Origin of the sequence: Roseovarius confluentis (assembly GCF_002917925.1) — a bacterium.
Lineage (GTDB): Bacteria > Pseudomonadota > Alphaproteobacteria > Rhodobacterales > Rhodobacteraceae > Roseovarius > Roseovarius confluentis.
The window spans coordinates 194906-211375 of record NZ_PPFE01000002.1 but is presented as its reverse complement, the minus strand read 5'-3'; the positions used below and the strand labels follow the sequence as shown (position 1 = coordinate 211375).

16 protein-coding genes and 1 tRNA gene are annotated in these 16470 nt (G+C 63.4%); 2 read left to right on the top strand and 15 right to left on the bottom strand.

What is annotated here, in order from left to right; translation table 11 throughout:
• The first annotated feature begins 369 nt into the window (after window positions 1-369).
• Complete coding sequence (locus C2I35_RS05875) at window positions 370-1356, top strand: response regulator transcription factor (RefSeq protein WP_170067132.1); 987 nt, start codon at window positions 370-372, stop codon at window positions 1354-1356.
• A 69-nt stretch (window positions 1357-1425) separates the two neighbouring features.
• Here C2I35_RS05875 and rplA read toward each other — a convergent pair whose 3' ends face one another.
• The 13 genes from rplA to C2I35_RS05810 form a co-directional block, all read right to left on the bottom strand.
• Window positions 1426-2124: a 50S ribosomal protein L1 gene (gene rplA, locus C2I35_RS05870; protein ID WP_103762102.1), complete on the bottom strand. Its 699-nt coding sequence runs from the start codon at window positions 2122-2124 to the stop codon at window positions 1426-1428.
• A 1-nt stretch (window position 2125) separates the two neighbouring features.
• Complete coding sequence (gene rplK, locus C2I35_RS05865; protein ID WP_103762101.1) at window positions 2126-2551, bottom strand: 50S ribosomal protein L11; 426 nt, start codon at window positions 2549-2551, stop codon at window positions 2126-2128.
• Window positions 2552-2835: 284 nt separating this feature from the next.
• Complete coding sequence (gene nusG / locus C2I35_RS05860) at window positions 2836-3369, bottom strand: transcription termination/antitermination protein NusG (protein ID WP_103762490.1); 534 nt, start codon at window positions 3367-3369, stop codon at window positions 2836-2838.
• Window positions 3370-3560: 191 nt separating this feature from the next.
• Window positions 3561-3758, bottom strand: coding sequence for a preprotein translocase subunit SecE (secE, locus tag C2I35_RS05855; protein WP_057796846.1), 198 nt, complete (start codon window positions 3756-3758; stop codon window positions 3561-3563).
• Between the two features lie 133 nt (window positions 3759-3891).
• Complete coding sequence (locus C2I35_RS05850) at window positions 3892-4749, bottom strand: hypothetical protein (protein WP_103762100.1); 858 nt, start codon at window positions 4747-4749, stop codon at window positions 3892-3894.
• 210 nt (window positions 4750-4959) lie between these two features.
• Window positions 4960-5961: a response regulator gene (locus tag C2I35_RS05845; protein ID WP_103762099.1), complete on the bottom strand. Its 1002-nt coding sequence runs from the start codon at window positions 5959-5961 to the stop codon at window positions 4960-4962.
• A 181-nt stretch (window positions 5962-6142) separates the two neighbouring features.
• Window positions 6143-6218 (bottom strand) — tRNA-Trp (locus tag C2I35_RS05840).
• A 91-nt stretch (window positions 6219-6309) separates the two neighbouring features.
• Window positions 6310-7548 carry a CoA transferase gene (locus tag C2I35_RS05835; RefSeq protein WP_245890415.1) on the bottom strand — a complete coding sequence of 413 codons (1239 nt, stop codon included), beginning with the start codon at window positions 7546-7548 and terminating at the stop codon, window positions 6310-6312.
• On the bottom strand, window positions 7545-8399 hold the full coding sequence (locus C2I35_RS05830) for an HTD2 family dehydratase (RefSeq protein WP_245890441.1): 855 nt from the start codon (window positions 8397-8399) through the stop codon (window positions 7545-7547). Before C2I35_RS05830 ends, C2I35_RS05835 begins: the two co-directional genes overlap by 4 nt.
• Before the next feature lie 255 nt (window positions 8400-8654).
• Window positions 8655-9311 carry a CatB-related O-acetyltransferase gene (locus tag C2I35_RS05825; protein ID WP_103762097.1) on the bottom strand — a complete coding sequence of 219 codons (657 nt, stop codon included), beginning with the start codon at window positions 9309-9311 and terminating at the stop codon, window positions 8655-8657.
• Window positions 9312-9431: 120 nt separating this feature from the next.
• Window positions 9432-9908, bottom strand: a complete 477-nt coding sequence (locus C2I35_RS21810) for a thermonuclease family protein (RefSeq protein WP_146049975.1) — start codon at window positions 9906-9908, stop codon at window positions 9432-9434.
• A 105-nt stretch (window positions 9909-10013) separates the two neighbouring features.
• Entirely contained in the window at window positions 10014-11189 is a 1176-nt protein-coding gene (gene tuf, locus C2I35_RS05815; RefSeq protein ID WP_103762095.1) for an elongation factor Tu, read from the bottom strand.
• A gap of 148 nt (window positions 11190-11337) precedes the next feature.
• Complete coding sequence (locus C2I35_RS05810) at window positions 11338-12006, bottom strand: hypothetical protein (RefSeq protein WP_103762094.1); 669 nt, start codon at window positions 12004-12006, stop codon at window positions 11338-11340.
• Window positions 12007-12159: 153 nt separating this feature from the next.
• Here C2I35_RS05810 and C2I35_RS05805 point away from each other — a divergent pair, with 153 nt between their 5' ends.
• The gene (locus C2I35_RS05805; RefSeq protein ID WP_103762093.1) at window positions 12160-13542 is read left to right on the top strand and encodes a cytochrome P450; all 1383 of its coding nucleotides are present in this window, start codon (window positions 12160-12162) and stop codon (window positions 13540-13542) included.
• A 68-nt stretch (window positions 13543-13610) separates the two neighbouring features.
• Here the strand turns inward: C2I35_RS05805 and C2I35_RS05800 are convergent, their stop codons facing one another.
• Window positions 13611-14069, bottom strand: coding sequence for a YHS domain-containing (seleno)protein (locus C2I35_RS05800; protein ID WP_103762488.1), 459 nt, complete (start codon window positions 14067-14069; stop codon window positions 13611-13613).
• Window positions 14070-14135: 66 nt separating this feature from the next.
• Window positions 14136-16454, bottom strand: coding sequence for a DNA topoisomerase IV subunit A (gene parC / locus C2I35_RS05795; RefSeq protein WP_103762092.1), 2319 nt, complete (start codon window positions 16452-16454; stop codon window positions 14136-14138).
• Window positions 16455-16470: the final 16 nt, after the last annotated feature.

Sequence of the window (16470 nt, the reverse complement as noted above, 5' to 3'; positions counted from 1 at the left end):
CCGGTCACCCACCGTCTCGGACGAAAAGCAAATGGCCCGACGAATCGAGCCATACGCGCAAGGCCGGTGTTTATGCCGCATGGCGGCAAATGCCAAGGGGGAAATTCATCGCCTGCCACGACAGGCAAACTTGCGCGGCCGGATACGATCTCATGCAGCGTGGGCGACACTCTGACACGCCCGCGCCCGACGCGCAAGTCTCGATCCGAAAACGCCGCGCCACCCGGGCCTCCGACCCGTACCGAGAAAAGCAGGCGTTGAAATATTAACGATTTCCTGCCTCGCTCGCGCCTTCTTTCTCCTTCTGATTGTACCAGTGCTCCCGGTGCGCCGATTGCCCGGGAGCAAACGCTTGATATGAGGCACGACATGCACCTGCTCGCAGTAGATGACGAACCGGCCATCCTCGACCTGCTGGAACTTCTGATCACGCAGGACGGCAGGCACACCCTGTCCAAGGCCCCCTGCGTGGTCGACGCGCTCGGCGTGGTGGCCGACCCGGACGGTCAGCCGATCGACTGCTTTCTCGTCGACATCCAGATGCCCGGAACCAACGGCATAGATCTATGCCACATCCTGCGGGACCGCCCCGACCACCAACTGACACCGATCGTCATGCTGACCGCGATGTCAGACAAGGCATCGCTCGATCAGGCCTTCGCGGCTGGCGCGAGCGACTTTATCCCCAAGCCCTTCGACATCGACGAACTGCGCCAAAGGATCGCCCAGATCGAAAACCTTGTCGCCAAGTCCGAAATGCCGTCGACCGACACGACTCCGCCAAACGCCGAAACCGTTGCGGCGGGAGGCGACGACCCCCTGCCCCTGGACGTACCGTTCCATCCGCAAGACATCGACGGCGTGATCGATCATCGCGCGTTGCAAAATTACGTCGCCGTCATGGCCCGCAAGAAGGTTTTCGGTTCGGCCGCCTTCGCCATCGGCATCAACGATATCGCCGACCTTCACGCCCGGTGCACCGCCTACGAATTCGAATGCCTCGTAACCGATATCAGCGAAGCGATTTCGGTTCTGCTCGACGGGCACCAGTTTTTGGTCGCATATACCGGAAATGGCGAATTCCTCTGCGTGGTCGAGGACGGATGGCGATCCGGCTTCGACCAGATCGGCCAGAGATTGCAAGCCATCCTCCAGCGCGTCGATTCGCATTTCAACGATGGCAGGCCGATGAACGTCACGGCCGCCATCGGCGACGTGACCCCGTTCGAGTGGAAGCCCGGCAGCAACGGCACCGAGGCGCTCGTCGCGGCGCTTGAAAGCACCCGACGGAAACGCCTGGATGAGCATGACGCGCCGGAAGAAAGCTGGCCCGGCAAGGGCAGTGCATCTGGCTGACCACCCTGCTCCCAACGAAAAAGGCCCCCGAAACTCTCGGGGGCCTTTTCAATCTCGAAACGTGTGCGCTTACTCGGTCACGGCGCTTTCGATCGCGATGCTGACGCCCGGACCCATGGTCGAGCTCAGCGCCACCTTCTTCATGTAGGTGCCTTTCGCGCCGGCGGGTTTCGCCTTTTGCACCGCGTCGATAAAGGCGCGGACGTTCTCGACCAGCTTGCCTTCGTCGAACGACGCCTTGCCGATCCCTGCGTGCACCACACCGGCCTTCTCGACCTTGAACTGCACTTCACCGCCCTTGGCGGCTTTCACGGCGTCGGCCACGTCCATCGTCACCGTGCCGACCTTGGGGTTCGGCATCAGGTTGCGCGGGCCCAGCACCTTGCCCAGACGGCCCACGATGGGCATCATGTCCGGGGTCGCGATGCAGCGGTCAAAGTTGATCTCGCCGCCCTGGATGGTTTCCATCAGGTCCTCGGCGCCGACGATATCGGCCCCGGCTTCCTGCGCCTCGTCAGCCTTCGCGCCACGGGCGAAGACGGCAACACGCACGTCCTTGCCGGTGCCGTTCGGCAGGCCGACGACGCCACGGACCATCTGGTCGGCGTGGCGCGGGTTCACACCCAGGTTCACGGCGATCTCGACGGTCTCGTCGAATTTCGCGCTGGCGTGGTTCTTGACCAGGGCGACAGCCTCTTCGACCGTCACGTTAATCTTGTCCGCAAAGGCTTCGCGGGCGGCGCGGGTACGTTTTCCAAGTTTCGCCATCTTACTTCACCTCGATGCCCATGGACCGCGCGGACCCTGCGATGATCTTCATCGCGGATTCTACGTCGTTCGCGTTCAGGTCTCTCCACTTCGCTTCCGCGATCTCGCGCAGCTGCTTGGGGCTCACCGTGGCAACGCTTTCGCGACCCGGGGTCTTGGAGCCCGATTTCAGCTTTGCAGCCTTCTTCAGGTAGTACGACGCCGGCGGCGTCTTGATGTCCATTTCAAAGGACTTGTCCTGATAGTAGGTGATCACGGTCGGGCACGGTGCACCGGGCTCCATCTCCTGCGTCTTGGCGTTGAACGCCTTGCAGAATTCCATGATGTTGATGCCGCGCTGACCCAGCGCCGGACCAACCGGCGGGGACGGGTTCGCTTGTCCGGCAGGCACCTGAAGCTTCATGGTGCCGGCAAGTTTCTTGGCCATTGGCCTTCTCCTTTTCAAACAGCCTCGGGACGCGTCCCTTGGCCTATGTTGATGTGGTCAGGTTTGAGCGGTCGCGACCGCCGCGCCTCCCACATGGAAAGTACCCCGGCCCGATCCGGGCAAAGGTACGAGGGCGCCGCGTACACCCTCTCTAGACTTTTGACAAGCCCCCGCTTTGTTTGCCGGGCTATTCTTCGCGGCGATAGCGCGTGTCCAGTCTCCCCCAACGAAAACGGCCGCGCAAGTTGCACGGCCGCGAATTCGTCTGTTTGAACTGGCGTGTGTCAAGCCTGCTTGGTCACCTGCGTGAATTCCAGCTCGACCGGGGTTTCGCGGCCGAAGATCGACACCGTCACCTTCAGGCGCTGGTTGTCGTCGTCCACTTCCTCGACCATGCCGTCGAAATCCTCGAACGGGCCGTCGTTGACCTTGACCTTCTCGCCCACCTCGAAGCTGACCAGCAGTTTCGGCGCATCCTCGCCTTCCTGCACGCGGTTCAGAATCTGGTTCACCTCCGCGTCGCGCATCGGCATCGGCCGCCCCTGCGGACCAAGAAAGCCGGTGACACGGTTGATCGAGTTGATCAGGTGATAGCCCTGGTCGGACATTTCCATATGCACCAGCACATAGCCCGGCATGAAGCGTCGCTCGGCGGTGACCTTCTTGCCCCGGCGCACCTCGATGACCTCTTCAGTCGGCACCAGAACTTCGTCGATATCTTCCTCGAGGCCCTGTTCGGCCACGGATTGCCGGATCTGCTCTGCGATCTTCTTTTCGAAATTGGAAAGAACGCTGACCGAATACCACCGTTTCGCCATGCTGAGCACCATCCCTCGTTGCCCGGGTCGCGCCCGGAAAGTTCATATTCCGAAGGGCCTTTCCGGCCCAAACCACCTTCCAGAAACAAATCAGCGCGCGGGCTCGAATCGCCGCGCGCTGCTGGAAGTGTCGGGTCAGTTACCGCCCTTTGCCCTTCATTTCAAGGCTCAAGCGCCAAAATTCGCGCGACTCAGCCGAAGAGGCCTAGCAGACCTTCCAGGCCGCTGCGGATCGCCAGGTCGACCAGCGCGAAGAAAACCGCCGTCAGCGCCGCCATGATGAACACCATGACCGTGGTCAGCAGAACCTCGCGCCGTGTCGGCCAGACGACCTTGGCGACTTCCGCACGGACCTGCTGAATGAACTGAAGCGGATTTGTAACGGCCATCGGTGCGCGACTTTCTTCGTTGGAAACCTCGTGACGCGCGACATACGCCGCACGCGGCACGAATTCAAGAGCCGAGACCGCCTGCGACGATCCCCGTGCACGTGCTGTGGCCTTCCCGCCCTGCGGCGGATCGTCAGGTCTGACGCGCCTCGGCGGCCAGCCGGTCGAACGGGTCGGGCCTGTCGTCGTCGCCCTCCTGCGCCCCCGAGAAATCCGGCAGCGCCAGCCGCTCGGCCCAGGAGTCCGGCAGCCAATCCAGCAGCCGGTCGAACTTCTCGGCAAATCGGTCGGCCCGCTGCCGTATTCGCTCGGCCAGTTCCGGCTTGCGGGCATGCAGCCGCTGCCACGCCCCACCGAGAATCTCGCCCCAGCGGTCGGGGCCCAGCGTCAGGTAGGCGATCAGCACCAGCCATACCAGCAGCAGCGCCACGAGCGGCACCATCAACGGCCAGTAGATCACAAGCCCGGCCAGCACGGCCAAGACGATGTGCTTTTTCGTCGGACGGTAATTGCGCAGCCACTCCGGCAGGCGCCGCGTCACACGCGCGTGCAGCGGCACCGCAATCCCGGTTGCCGGCGCCGACCCGTTCGCGTTTTGCCTTTTGTCCGCGACAGGACTGCGGCGCAATGTCAGCCGCGGCAGGCGCACGCGCGGCACCCTCAGCCATCTCCGGCGGCGCCGCGTCACTTCGGGCATGACGGCCCGCTCGGCCTTCAGAATCTGCGCAATCGATTCCCGCGCCGATTCAAGCTGTTTTTCGGGCTCTTTTGCATCACAGCTCAGGACCTCTTCCTGCGGCGCGATATCGGGCAGCCGCTCGGGCATTGTGCGGCGCTTCTCCTCGATCAGAAGCTGCCGAACCAGATTATCTGCGTTACTTTCGATACCCTGCGGGTCCTTTGCATCCACCGCCGGCGTCCCCGGCAGTTCCTCGCTGCGGATGTAAAGATCGTTCTGAAGCGCCTGACGGCGCATATCTGTCGTGGTCATGGCAACACTCATTCAAGGTTCCACGCCCCCACGTGGTGACCGCATCGCGTCCTTCCCCCAAGGGTCCGCATTGCGATTCATGGGCTAGGGCTGAACTGTGGCCACAAAATGACTTTGTCGGGGCAGAAAATTGGCAGACACACCCCGGCGTTGCGCGCCACCCGCGCTGCGCCAATGCGCAGCGCGGGATCTGCCGTGTTTACCGAAGAGTCACTCGACCTTGTTCTTGGCGCCGCTGCTCCGACGGAAAATTCCTTCCTGCACTTTCGAAATCGGCGGCAACGTCATGTTCTCGCTCGACCCAAGGGAGCCGACAAAGCGCCGGATCAGGCCGATGGCGACATCTGGCGCCAACATCCGCTTGCTCGACAACGCCGCCACTTTCAGTTCCAGTTCGCCGGGCGACAGTATGTCGTGCGCGGCCTCAAAGGCCCCGAACGCGTCCCGGATACGCGCCTGTAAAAGGTTCGGCACGATATGGTTGCGCACCACGACAAGGCAGACGAACTTGCCGAAGCCCACGTAGGAAAGCGAGGCACCTCTGGCCGGAAGCGTCTTTCCGATGATGTTCGCCACCGCCTCCACGATATCCAGGAAATCGCCCTGACCCAATCGCGCGCCCAGCTTCTCGATCCCGTCGATCTCGATCGACAGAAGCGTCATCGCATAAGTTCCCTCGCTCAGTCTCAGAAGCCTGTTTTCCAACTGGAAGTAGTCGCGCATGTTGGGAACATCGGAATAGGTGATCCGCATCGAGGGATCGAACTGCCCGGCTTTGGGCGAAGTCCGCAGCGCGGCCTTCAGCGCGCTGCGGCTCTCGGCCTCGCTCTTTAGCGTCTCGACCAGCAGCATCGCGATCTGGATGCGCACCCGCAGGTCGATATGCTCGATGGGCTTCATCATGTAATCCGTCGCCCCGGCATCGAAGGCCTCGTGCATGTGCTGCTTGGCCGCGGCCGAGGTGATCATGATGATCGGCGCAATCCAGTACTCGGGCATCTCGCGGATTCTCGAACACAGATCGATTCCATCCATGCCGCCCATCTTGACGTCCAGCAGAAAGCAATCGAAAGGACTGTCCTGCGCGGCGATGACCTCCAGCGCCTCTTCGCCCGATGCCGCCGTGGTAACATCCTCGAATCCCATCTCCTTCAGGTATTCCGCAAGCAGCGCAACTATGATTTCTTCATCGTCCACGACCATGATTTTCATGGGTCACGTCCCCTCATTCACAAGTTTTCACCATCTCGGAAACAATTGCAGGGTGAATGGGGTAACTTTGCGACGTGCTAGGGTTAATTTCGTGATGCGCTGGACATGTGGCCAATCTCTGACGGATTGCCAGCCCAACAAAAGGCGCGATGCCGGACAGCTGCAATGTCATGAAAGCGAATGGCAGGGGCAGCAGGGCTCGAACCCGCGACCTACGGTTTTGGAGACCGTCGCTCTACCAGCTGAGCTATACCCCTAAGGCCGACGCCTCAGGTACGGCACATGGGCGCCGGAATCAAGTCCCCTTTCCCGCTGCCCGCACGGATTTTTTCGCCCCGCGTCCGGCCCTCAGGCGGCGGATTTCTTGCGATAGTCCGGGCTCGCCACGATCCCGTCGTCGAAGAGCTTCGAAATTTCCGTATCGCTCATCCGTGCCACGTCGCCCAGCACCTCCTCGGTGTGCGCGCCCAGTGCAGGCGCGGGCGCGGGCCGCACGCGACCATGGCTGCCGAATTCGGCCGGATGCCCCGGCACTGGGAATCGACCCATCCCGGGCTGCTCCGTCATCGAGAACATCGGGTTCGCCTCACCGAAATCCGGATCCTCTTGCACGGCCTCCCGCGTGCTGCGGAACACCGACCACGTCAGGCCCATCGCGTTGAAGTCCCCGGCGAATTCCTCGATCCGCCGCTCCGCAAACCATGGCGCAAGGATTGTTGTGATCTCGTGGCGCAGCGTCCAGCGCACGCCCTCGTCACTCATGTCCACCTTGTGCCGCTTGGCCAGCATCGTCATCTGGTCATTCTTGCCCGTGGCATTGACCAACCCTTCCCATTGCCGCTGGGTCAGCCCGATCACCATCACGCGTCCGCCGCAGGCACAGACGAAATCCTGCCCATATGCCCCGTAAAGCGCATTACCTGACTTGCCCCGCTCATTATTGTTTAGATGCACGTCTCCGACCATACCCAGATGCGCCATCGTGGCCGCCGCGACGTCCTTCAGGGTCAGGACAACCTCCTGCCCCGCGCCGTGGCGCAGCCTGTGCCGCTCGGCCGCCAGCAGGCTCGACACCGCGAGGTTGCCGGCAATCAGATCCCATGCCGGCAGCGCACTGGCCACCGGGTCCTCGCGTCCCTCCGGGCCCGTCATGTGTGGCACACCGATGGACGGGTTCACCGTGTAATCCACCTGCGGCCGCCCCTCGCGGTCTCCCAGCAGGCTGACCATCACCAGGTCGCTGCGCCGCTTGCTCAGGGTCGCGTAATCCATCCAGCCCCGCACCCGCAGGTTGGTCAGAAACATCCCCGCATCCGGCCCCGGCGCAGTGATGATCCGGCTGATCAACTCGCGGCCCTCGCGCGACCGCATGTTCACCGCGACCGACTTCTTTCCCTTGTTCAGCCCCGCCCAGAACAGGCTTTGCCCATCCGGCGCCAGCGGCCAGCGCCCGAAATCCAGGCCGCCTTCCAGCCGGTCGAACCGGATCACCTCGGCGCCCATCTGCGCCAGTGTCATCCCCGCCAGCGGCACCGCGACAAACGCGGAGCCCTCGACCACCCTCATGTCTTTCAAGATCTTGTTCACGTGGTTTCCTCCCATGTGGCGGTGGCCTGCATGCATTGATGCCCGGCCTGTCCGGTATGTAATGTCAGCCCGCGCGCCTCCTCCGACGCGCAGGCGGCAATCGTCATCTCCCCGCTTTCCCCGGGGATCAGCAGCATCGGATGCACGCCCCTGAAAGCAAAACTGTCAGGCGCCCGCCCCTTCACATCCGTCGCCGCCCGCATCAGCCACGCGGCCTGCATCGGCCCGTGAACGACAAGGCCCGGGTAATGCTCGACCTCTTGCGCATAGGGCAGGTCATAGTGGATGCGATGCGCGTTGAAGGTGATGGCCGAAAACCGGAACAGAAGCGCCTCGTTGACAGGCTGGGCCCAGTGTCCGACCGTCTCCTCCGGCATCGGCTGTCTCAAAGGCGGGCGAAATTCGGTCGGCAGGTCCAGGTAAACGATGTCCTGCCGCTCCTCGATCACCACCGCGCCCTCCGCGCTCAACTGATGGTCGACCGACACGAAGACCATGCGCCCGGTTTTCCCGGCCTTCTCGGTCACCCCCGCGATGGTCGATCGGCTGGCAAAGGGCACCCCGACGCGCAACGGCGCGCCGAAACTAAGCTTGCCTCCGGCCCACATCCGGCGCCCCAAGGGTACCGGCGGCAGGAACCCTCCCAGCTTCGGATGCCCGTCCGTTGCCAGCTTCTCCAGCGGGCAGACGGGCGGGAAGGCGCACCAGTGCCAGAGCGGCGGCATCGCCTCGCCCATCTTCGGCGCGTCACGTGCCGTATCGCCGATGGTCGCATGGATCTGTGCGGCCTGTGCCGGGGCGATCACGCCTTCGCGCGTCTCCGTTCGTCCTTTCCATGCCGACAGGTTCACTTGGTCCAAGGCGTGCTCCTCCATCCGAGAAGAATTGCGCCGCCTTAAAAAAATGTCAATATTTCAATACCTTAACGGAATACTACGGTATGCCACGCCGATGCTGCAACTGCAGAAACCCGGCCTAGCGCTTGATTTCACAACAGTTTCCCACCCTGCTTCGGCCTACCCCTTCGCCCGGAACCGTGAGAAACCGCCTTACCGGGGCTCGGCCCGCTCTGTGGCGGATTGCCTCATGGGGTTCGACAATCGCCGTTACGGCGCAGCCTGCTCCAGCGCATTCATGTCCGCGCCGCAGATCGCCGCCTCATGCTTCAGGATACGGTCGATGGGCCAGTGCCACCACGCCAGCGCGTTCAGCCGTGCGATGGTCTCCGCGTCGAAGCGCATCTTCACCACCCGCGCGGGGTTGCCGGCCACCACCGCGTAATCCGGCACGTCGCCCCGCACCACGGCCCCCGCCGCCACGATCACGCCGTTGCCCAACCGCGCCCCCGGCAGCACCCGCACATCCTTGCCCAACCAAACGTCATGCCCCAGCACCGTGTCCGGGCCCGACCACTCCGGCAGGCTGGGCCGGTTCGCGGCCGTGGCATGGTCGAACACGGCGAATGGAAACGTCGAAAACCCGTCGCGCCGGTGGTTGGCCGAGGCGGTGATGAAAACCACCCCATCCGCGATTTGGCAGAACCTGCCGATCACCAGCCTCTCGTCCGAGACCGGAAACAGATACGGCGCAAGATGCGTCGCCCAGTCGTCGGGCGGATGCGTGGCACTGGCATAGCTGTAATCGCCCACGATGAACCGCGGATGATCGATCACCGCTTTCAGAAATACCGTCCCCGCATGGGCGGATCCATCGGGCAGGATCAACGGATTGCGCGTGTCCGGGGTGGGAAACGGATATGCCATGCGCCTTGATCTCACCCCAGCCCGAAAAAGAAAAGGGCGCCCGTTCTGGACGCCCTTTCGACTTTGTAAGAGAGATCCCGGATCAAGTCCGGGATGACGCGTGGTTGTTTCAGTCTTTGGTCATTCTGCGCGTGATTTCGCGAGTTCACACCAGTCGATGTCCGGCCACCCTTCTTGCCAAGCTTCAGCCATGTCACTGTCCACCATCTCCTTGGCGAAATAAAGCCAGCGATCCGACCTATATCTTCTGATATCGGCAACTGCGCGACCAAAACTATCAAGCTCCACGTTTTCAATTCTAATCTCTGTACCGGGACCGTAGAGCCGTTCCGCTTTATCCCGAGCCTCCTCGGCCCAAGTTTTTTCCGCTGGGCAACCAGCACCACGCAGCTCAGGTGCATCAATGTCTTTGGCACGAACGGAATAAACTGCTTCAAGTCCGGGCCATAGTTCCAAACGAACAACTATCGTATCACCATCAATCACGCGCTCTACGACGCCATAATACTCTGAATAGGCCGACGGGATGTCCTGGCTGATCGCAGGAAAAGTTGTAGTAGCGAGCAATAGAACCGCGGCCTTTAGTTTTTCAAACACAGTCGAGTCTCATCTGAAGTTTCAAAGTGTTTGAATAATTACATCAAACGCAAAAAAGGCGGAGGAAAGATTTCCCCCGCCTTGTACTTTCAGCTTTGCCTCAGATCACTCTACGATCTTCGACACGACGCCGGCGCCGACGGTGCGGCCGCCTTCGCGGATGGCGAAGCGCAGGCCGTCTTCCATCGCGATCGGCGCGATCAGCTCGACCTCGAACTTCAGGTTGTCACCCGGCATCACCATCTCCGTGCCCTCGGGCAGCGTCACCGTGCCCGTCACGTCCGTCGTGCGGAAGTAGAACTGCGGACGGTAGTTGGCGAAGAACGGCGTGTGACGGCCACCCTCTTCCTTCGTCAGGATGTACGCCTCGGCCTCGAACTTCGTGTGCGGGTTAACCGAACCGGGCTTGCACAGCACCTGGCCGCGCTCCACACCGTCACGCTCGATACCGCGCAGCAGCAGACCAACGTTGTCGCCGGCCTCGCCCTGGTCCAGAAGCTTGCGGAACATCTCGACGCCGGTGCAGGTCGTCTTCTTGTTCTTGTTCAGGCCCACGATCTCCATCTCTTCGCCGACCTTGATCAGGCCACGCTCGATCCGGCCCGTGGCAACCGTGCCGCGGCCAGAGATCGAGAACACGTCCTCGACCGGCATCAGGAACGGCTGGTCCACGGCGCGCTCGGGCGTCGGGATGTAGTCGTCGACAGCCGCCATCAGCTCGCGGATCTTCTCTTCGCCGATCTCCGGGTTGTTGCCTTCCATCGCCGCCAGCGCCGAGCCCGCGATGATCGGAATGTCGTCGCCGGGGAAGTCGTACGAGCTCAGAAGCTCGCGGATTTCCATCTCGACCAGCTCCAGCAGTTCCTCGTCATCGACCTGGTCGACCTTGTTCATGAACACCACCAGCGCGGGCACGCCCACCTGACGCGCCAGCAGGATGTGCTCGCGGGTCTGCGGCATCGGGCCGTCGGCCGCGTTCACCACCAGGATCGCGCCGTCCATCTGGGCGGCGCCCGTGATCATGTTCTTCACGTAGTCGGCGTGGCCGGGGCAGTCCACGTGCGCGTAGTGACGGTTCTCGGTCTCGTATTCAACGTGCGCGGTCGAGATCGTGATCCCGCGCGCTTTCTCTTCCGGCGCACCGTCGATCTGGTCATACGCGCGGAAGTCACCGAAATACTTCGTGATCGCCGCCGTCAGCGTCGTCTTGCCGTGGTCAACGTGACCAACGGTCCCGATGTTCACGTGCGGTTTCGAACGGTCAAACTTTTCCTTTGCCATCTCGTGGGCGCCTTATCCTATTGGGGGCCTGTCGCGGCCCGAATTGCTACTGGCCGCGGATTTATTGGCTTCAACCGGGAAAATCAAGCGGTTCATGCGTCTTTCCGACGCCCGCGCAGGCAGGGATGACACAGGCACAGGAGACGGGCTACTGCGCCGCCTGCGCGTCGGCCTTTTTCAACGCCGCCTTGGCCGCCGCCTGCATCCGCTCCTCTTCCGAGGCCGCTGCGCGCGCTTCCGCAGCGCGAGCCTTGGCCTTGGACCGGGCGGGCCGGCCATCATCCTCGAACCAGCCCTCGGCATTGTTCTGCCGCACCAGCCAGTTCTCGATCAGCTTGGCCGCCTTTTGCGTCAACACCTGCATCTGCTCCTCCGCCGTCCGCGTCAGGCCCGAACCCACGACCGTATCGCCCGACAGGCTCTCGATCACGGTAATCAGTTCCGGCGTCTCGTTCAGCCGGGCCTGTTTGGCGTCGTCCCAGGCCGTGACCTTCAGCACGAGCACCGACTTCGGCGCCGCCACAACCGGGATGCCGGCGCGCGCCAGAACATAGGCCTCCAGCGTGATGCCCAGGTGATATAGCCGCGTGCCCTCCTGCCGCGAGAACCGTTTATCCACCGCCTCTGTCATCGCCGCGATCCACGCCGCCTTGCTGGCCTCGCGCGACAGCGGCCCTTTCTGCAGGTTGGGCGCCGCCACCACGTTATGCCCGAGATGAAAATTGCCCAGGTAGACCGGCGCATCGCCCAGGTCATCCACCCGTGTACAGGCCGCCACGCCGGCAATCATCAACCCCAAAGCCAGTATTCGCAGCATCCCCGCCCCCCGGATCCGTCCACTTTCAGCGATAGCAAGACCGCCCGGCGCTGGCAATTCCCGCCCTGCCCCATATTGCCGCAGATTTCCGCCGCCGGTTTGCCGCCTGCCCCTGGCGCGCCTATGTTTAACGTAGACAGAACCGGAGTCCCCATGTCCCACGCCGACACCCCCGTCAAAGTGCCCCTCGTCACCGAGCCGATGGGCATTCTCGGCAGTCTCGGCGCGGCGCGGCGCAACGTGCTCAGCATCATCCCCGAGCTTGCCACCCGCCAGCCCATGGTGTCAGGCCGCACCGGCAAGCGCTGGCACATGGTGATGGACCCCGGCGCGATCCGCGAAATGCTGCTGGAGCGGGTGGAGACCTATCCCAAGTCGCTTGTCACCAAGAACCTTCTGAAACCGGCCATCGGCGACTCCCTCTTCATTGCCGAGGGCGCGCATTGGCGCTGGCAGCGGCGCACGGCCGCACCGGTGTTCTCGCACCGCAACGTGATGAACCTTGCGCCGATCATGACCGCCGCCGCCCAGCGCAGCGCCGACCGCGTGGCCCAGGCCGGCCCCCGCGCCATCGACATGGCCGCCGACATGGTGCGCACGACCTTCGACGTCATCGCCGACGTCACCTTTTCCGGCGACGGCATGTTCGACGCCGACGCGGTCCATCGCGGCATCGACGCCTATATCTCCGAAGCTGGGAAGATTTCCCTGCTCGATGTGCTGGGCGCGCCCGACTGGGTACCGCGCCCCGGCCGCCTGATCTTTTCCCGCAACGCCGTGGGCGACATGCGCCGCATCGCCGACGAGGCGATCGAGGCCCGCCGCCAGCGTGGCCCCGATGGCGTGCCGGACCTTCTCGACCTGCTGATGGAAGGCGAGGACCCCAAGACCAAGCGCCAGATGAACACCGCCGAGCTGCGCGACAACCTGCTGACCTTCATTGTCGCGGGCCACGAGACGACGGCGCTCGCCCTTGGATGGTCGCTCTATCTTTGCGCCTTCGACCAGGACGTGCAGGACCGCGCCCGCGCCGAATTGCGCGAGATCTGCGGCGACGGCCCGGTTACCGGCGAGCATGTGGAAAAGCTCCCTTTCATGCGCCAGATCATCGAAGAGGCCCTGCGCCTCTATCCGCCTGCCGGGATGGTTTCCCGCACGGCCATGGCAAATGATACACTCTGCGGGCGCGAGATCCGCAAGGGCGACACGGTGATCCTGCCCATATATGCGCTTCACCGCCATCACATGCTCTGGGAGGATCCCGACGCCTTTCGGCCCGACCGCTTTGCGGATCGCAAATCCGTGGAACGCTACGCCTACCTTCCGTTCGGAGACGGCCCCCGCATCTGCATCGGCGCCAGCTTCGCGCTGCAAGAGGCGGTGATCATCCTTGGCACGTTGCTGAACCGCTTCCGTTTCACCCCCGTCGCGGGCCGCAATCCCGACCCGGTGATGATCCTGACCCTCCGCCCCGAAGGCGGCGTCTGGCTCGAGGCCGAGCCGGTCTCAGCGCCGCAACCGGCCTCTGTCGCCTGACCTTCGTCACGCATCGTAGGGTGGGTGAAAACCCACCTTTGGTGGACGAAAACCCACGCGCGGCCACGCTAACCACCCAAGACCTTCGACCAGTTCGCCTCGCCTTTCGACACGTTGCCCGGGATGTCCCCCGACCATCGTTGGCGCACCGACTTGTTGTAATTGAGGTAAAGCCTGCCCTGATGCACCGTCCAGGCATCCTTGTCGCCATGCGCGGTGTAGCCCTGCGACACTGCCCAGGAGCAATAGCCGCCAAACTGCGGCGCGTATTTCTGCGGGTTCGCCTCGAACGCCGCCTGGTTCGCGGCAGACGAAAAGCGCCACTTCGCGCCGCTCCACTCGGTCACGAACTCATCCGATCCGGCCACCCCGTTCGCACCCGGTTCCAGCCCGAAATAGGCCACGACGTCTGCGCCGTCTGCAGCATAGGCCCGGTTCTGGTACCAGCGCGGCTCGTCGGCCACCCCGGGCCGTGCCAGCAGTGCCGCAGCGCCGCTTGCGATCAATACCCGTCGTGTCCAAAGCATTTCCATCCTCCTCGCATGCATCCGCAAGCAAGCTAGGCGGTACCCCCCGCACACGACAAATCAATCTCAGGTGAAACGGTTGTTACGCGGAAAGCCTCTTGGTGCCATGCGCCCCGCGCCCGCGCGCCGCGCCGTCCATTCCTCCAGCGCGGTCTCGGTCCGTGTGCGCCCGGCGGGATCGAGCCAGCTCAGCCCCTCGGCCAGCGTGAAGGTCGTCGCATCGGACAGACCGCCATCCTTGTATTTCTGCAGCCGCACGCCCTTGCCGCGGCCCATCTCGGGCAACTCGTCCAGCGGGAAGATCAGCACCTTGCGGTTCTCGCCCACGCAGGCCACGTGATCGCCCGTGACCGCCTGGCACACCTGTGCCCGCACACCGTCGCGCACGTTCAGCACCTGCTTGCCCGACCGTGTCTGCGCCACGACCTCGTCCTCGGGCACGATGAACCCGTCACCCGCCGAGGACGCCACCAGCAGTTTACGCCCCGGTTTGTGGATGAAGATTGCCACGATGTCGGACTCGTTCGGCAGGTCCACCATCAGGCGCAATGGCTCGCCCATCCCGCGCCCCCCGGGCAGGTTGGCGGCACTCAGCGTGTAGAACCGCCCGTTCGTGCCAAAGACCAACAGTCGGTCGGTGGTCTCCGCATGGAAGATGAACCGCCCTTCGTCCCCGTCCTTGAATTTCAGCTCGCGGTCCAGGTCGATATGCCCCGACATGGCCCGGATCCACCCCATCTTGGAACAGACCACCGTAATCGGCTCGCGGTCGATCATCGCCTCCAACGGCACATCCTCGACCTCGCCCGCCTCGGCAAAGGTGGTCCGGCGCGCGCCGCCCTCATAGTCCTTGCCGAATTTCTTCTTCACGTCCTTCAGCTGGTCCGAGATCGCGTCCCACTGCAGGCTTTCGCTGTCCAGCAGGTCCTCCAGCCCGGCGCGCTCTTCCATCAGCGCGTCACGCTCCTTGACCAGTTCGATCTCTTCCAGCCGCCGCAAGCTGCGCAGCCGCATGTTCAGGATCGCCTCGGCCTGGACCTCGGTCAGCCCGTCCTCGCCCCCCTCGGCCGGCGGCACGTAATCCGCCTCGTCCTTGGCGCGAGTGAACTCCCGCCCCCAATCCTCGCGCATCAGCGCCGCCTTGGGGTCGTCGTCATAGCGAATGATGTCGATCACCCGGTCGAGGTTCAGGAAGGCCACGATCAGCCCTTCCAGCACCTCCAGCCGGTGGTCGATCTTCTCCATCCGGTGCTCGCTGCGCCGGATCAAAACCTCGCGCCGGAAATCGAGGAAGGCGCGCAGCACTTCCTTCAGGCTGCAGACCTTGGGCGTCACCCCGTCCACCAGCACGTTCATGTTCAGGCTGAACCGCACTTCGAGATCCGAGTTGCGATACAATGACTGCATCAGCACCTCTGGGTCCACGTTCTTGGACCGCGGCTCCAGGATCACGCGGATGTCGTCCGCGCTCTCGTCTCGCACATCGGCCAGGATCGGCACCTTCTTGGTCTGGATAACCTCCGCCAGCTTCTCGATCAGCTTGGACTTCTGCACTTGATAGGGGATTTCCGTGACCACGATCTGCCACTGTCCCCGGCCAAGGTCCTCTACCTCGTAGCGGCACCGCAGCCGGAACCCGCCTTTGCCCGTGCGATAGGCCTGCGCGATCGCCTCAGGCGGCTCCACGATGATGCCCCCCGTGGGAAAATCCGGCCCCGGCACGTAGTTCAACAGCGTGTCGTCCCGCGCATCCGGCGTCTTGATCAGGTGCAGGCAGGCATCCACCAGCTCCGCGATGTTGTGTGGCGGGATGTTCGTCGCCATGCCCACCGCGATGCCGCTCGACCCGTTGGCCAGCAGGTTCGGAAACTGCGCCGGCAGCACCACAGGCTCGGTCAACGTGCCGTCGTAATTGTCCCGGTAATCGACCGCGTTCTCGTTCAGCCCTTCCAGCAGGGCCTCCGCCACGATGGTCAGCCGTGCCTCGGTGTAGCGGCTGGCGGCCGGGTTGTCGCCGTCGATATTGCCGAAGTTGCCCTGCCCGTCGACCAGCGGGTAGCGGACGTTGAAATCCTGCGCCAGACGCGCCATCGCGTCATAGATCGCGGCATCGCCATGGGGGTGATAGTTGCCCATCACGTCGCCGCTGATTTTCGCGGATTTCCGAAAGCCCCCGCTGGCGCTCAGCCGCAGCTCGCGCATGGCGAACAGGATCCGCCGGTGGACCGGCTTCAACCCGTCGCGCGCGTCCGGCAACGCCCGGTGCATGATCGTCGACAGCGCATAGGTCAGATAGCGCTCGCCGATCGCCCGGCGCAGCGGCTCCGCCACGGCATCGCCCCCGCTCTCGGGGCCTATGTTGGGGTCATCGACCAAATCATTCATAGATGCTGTGATACCC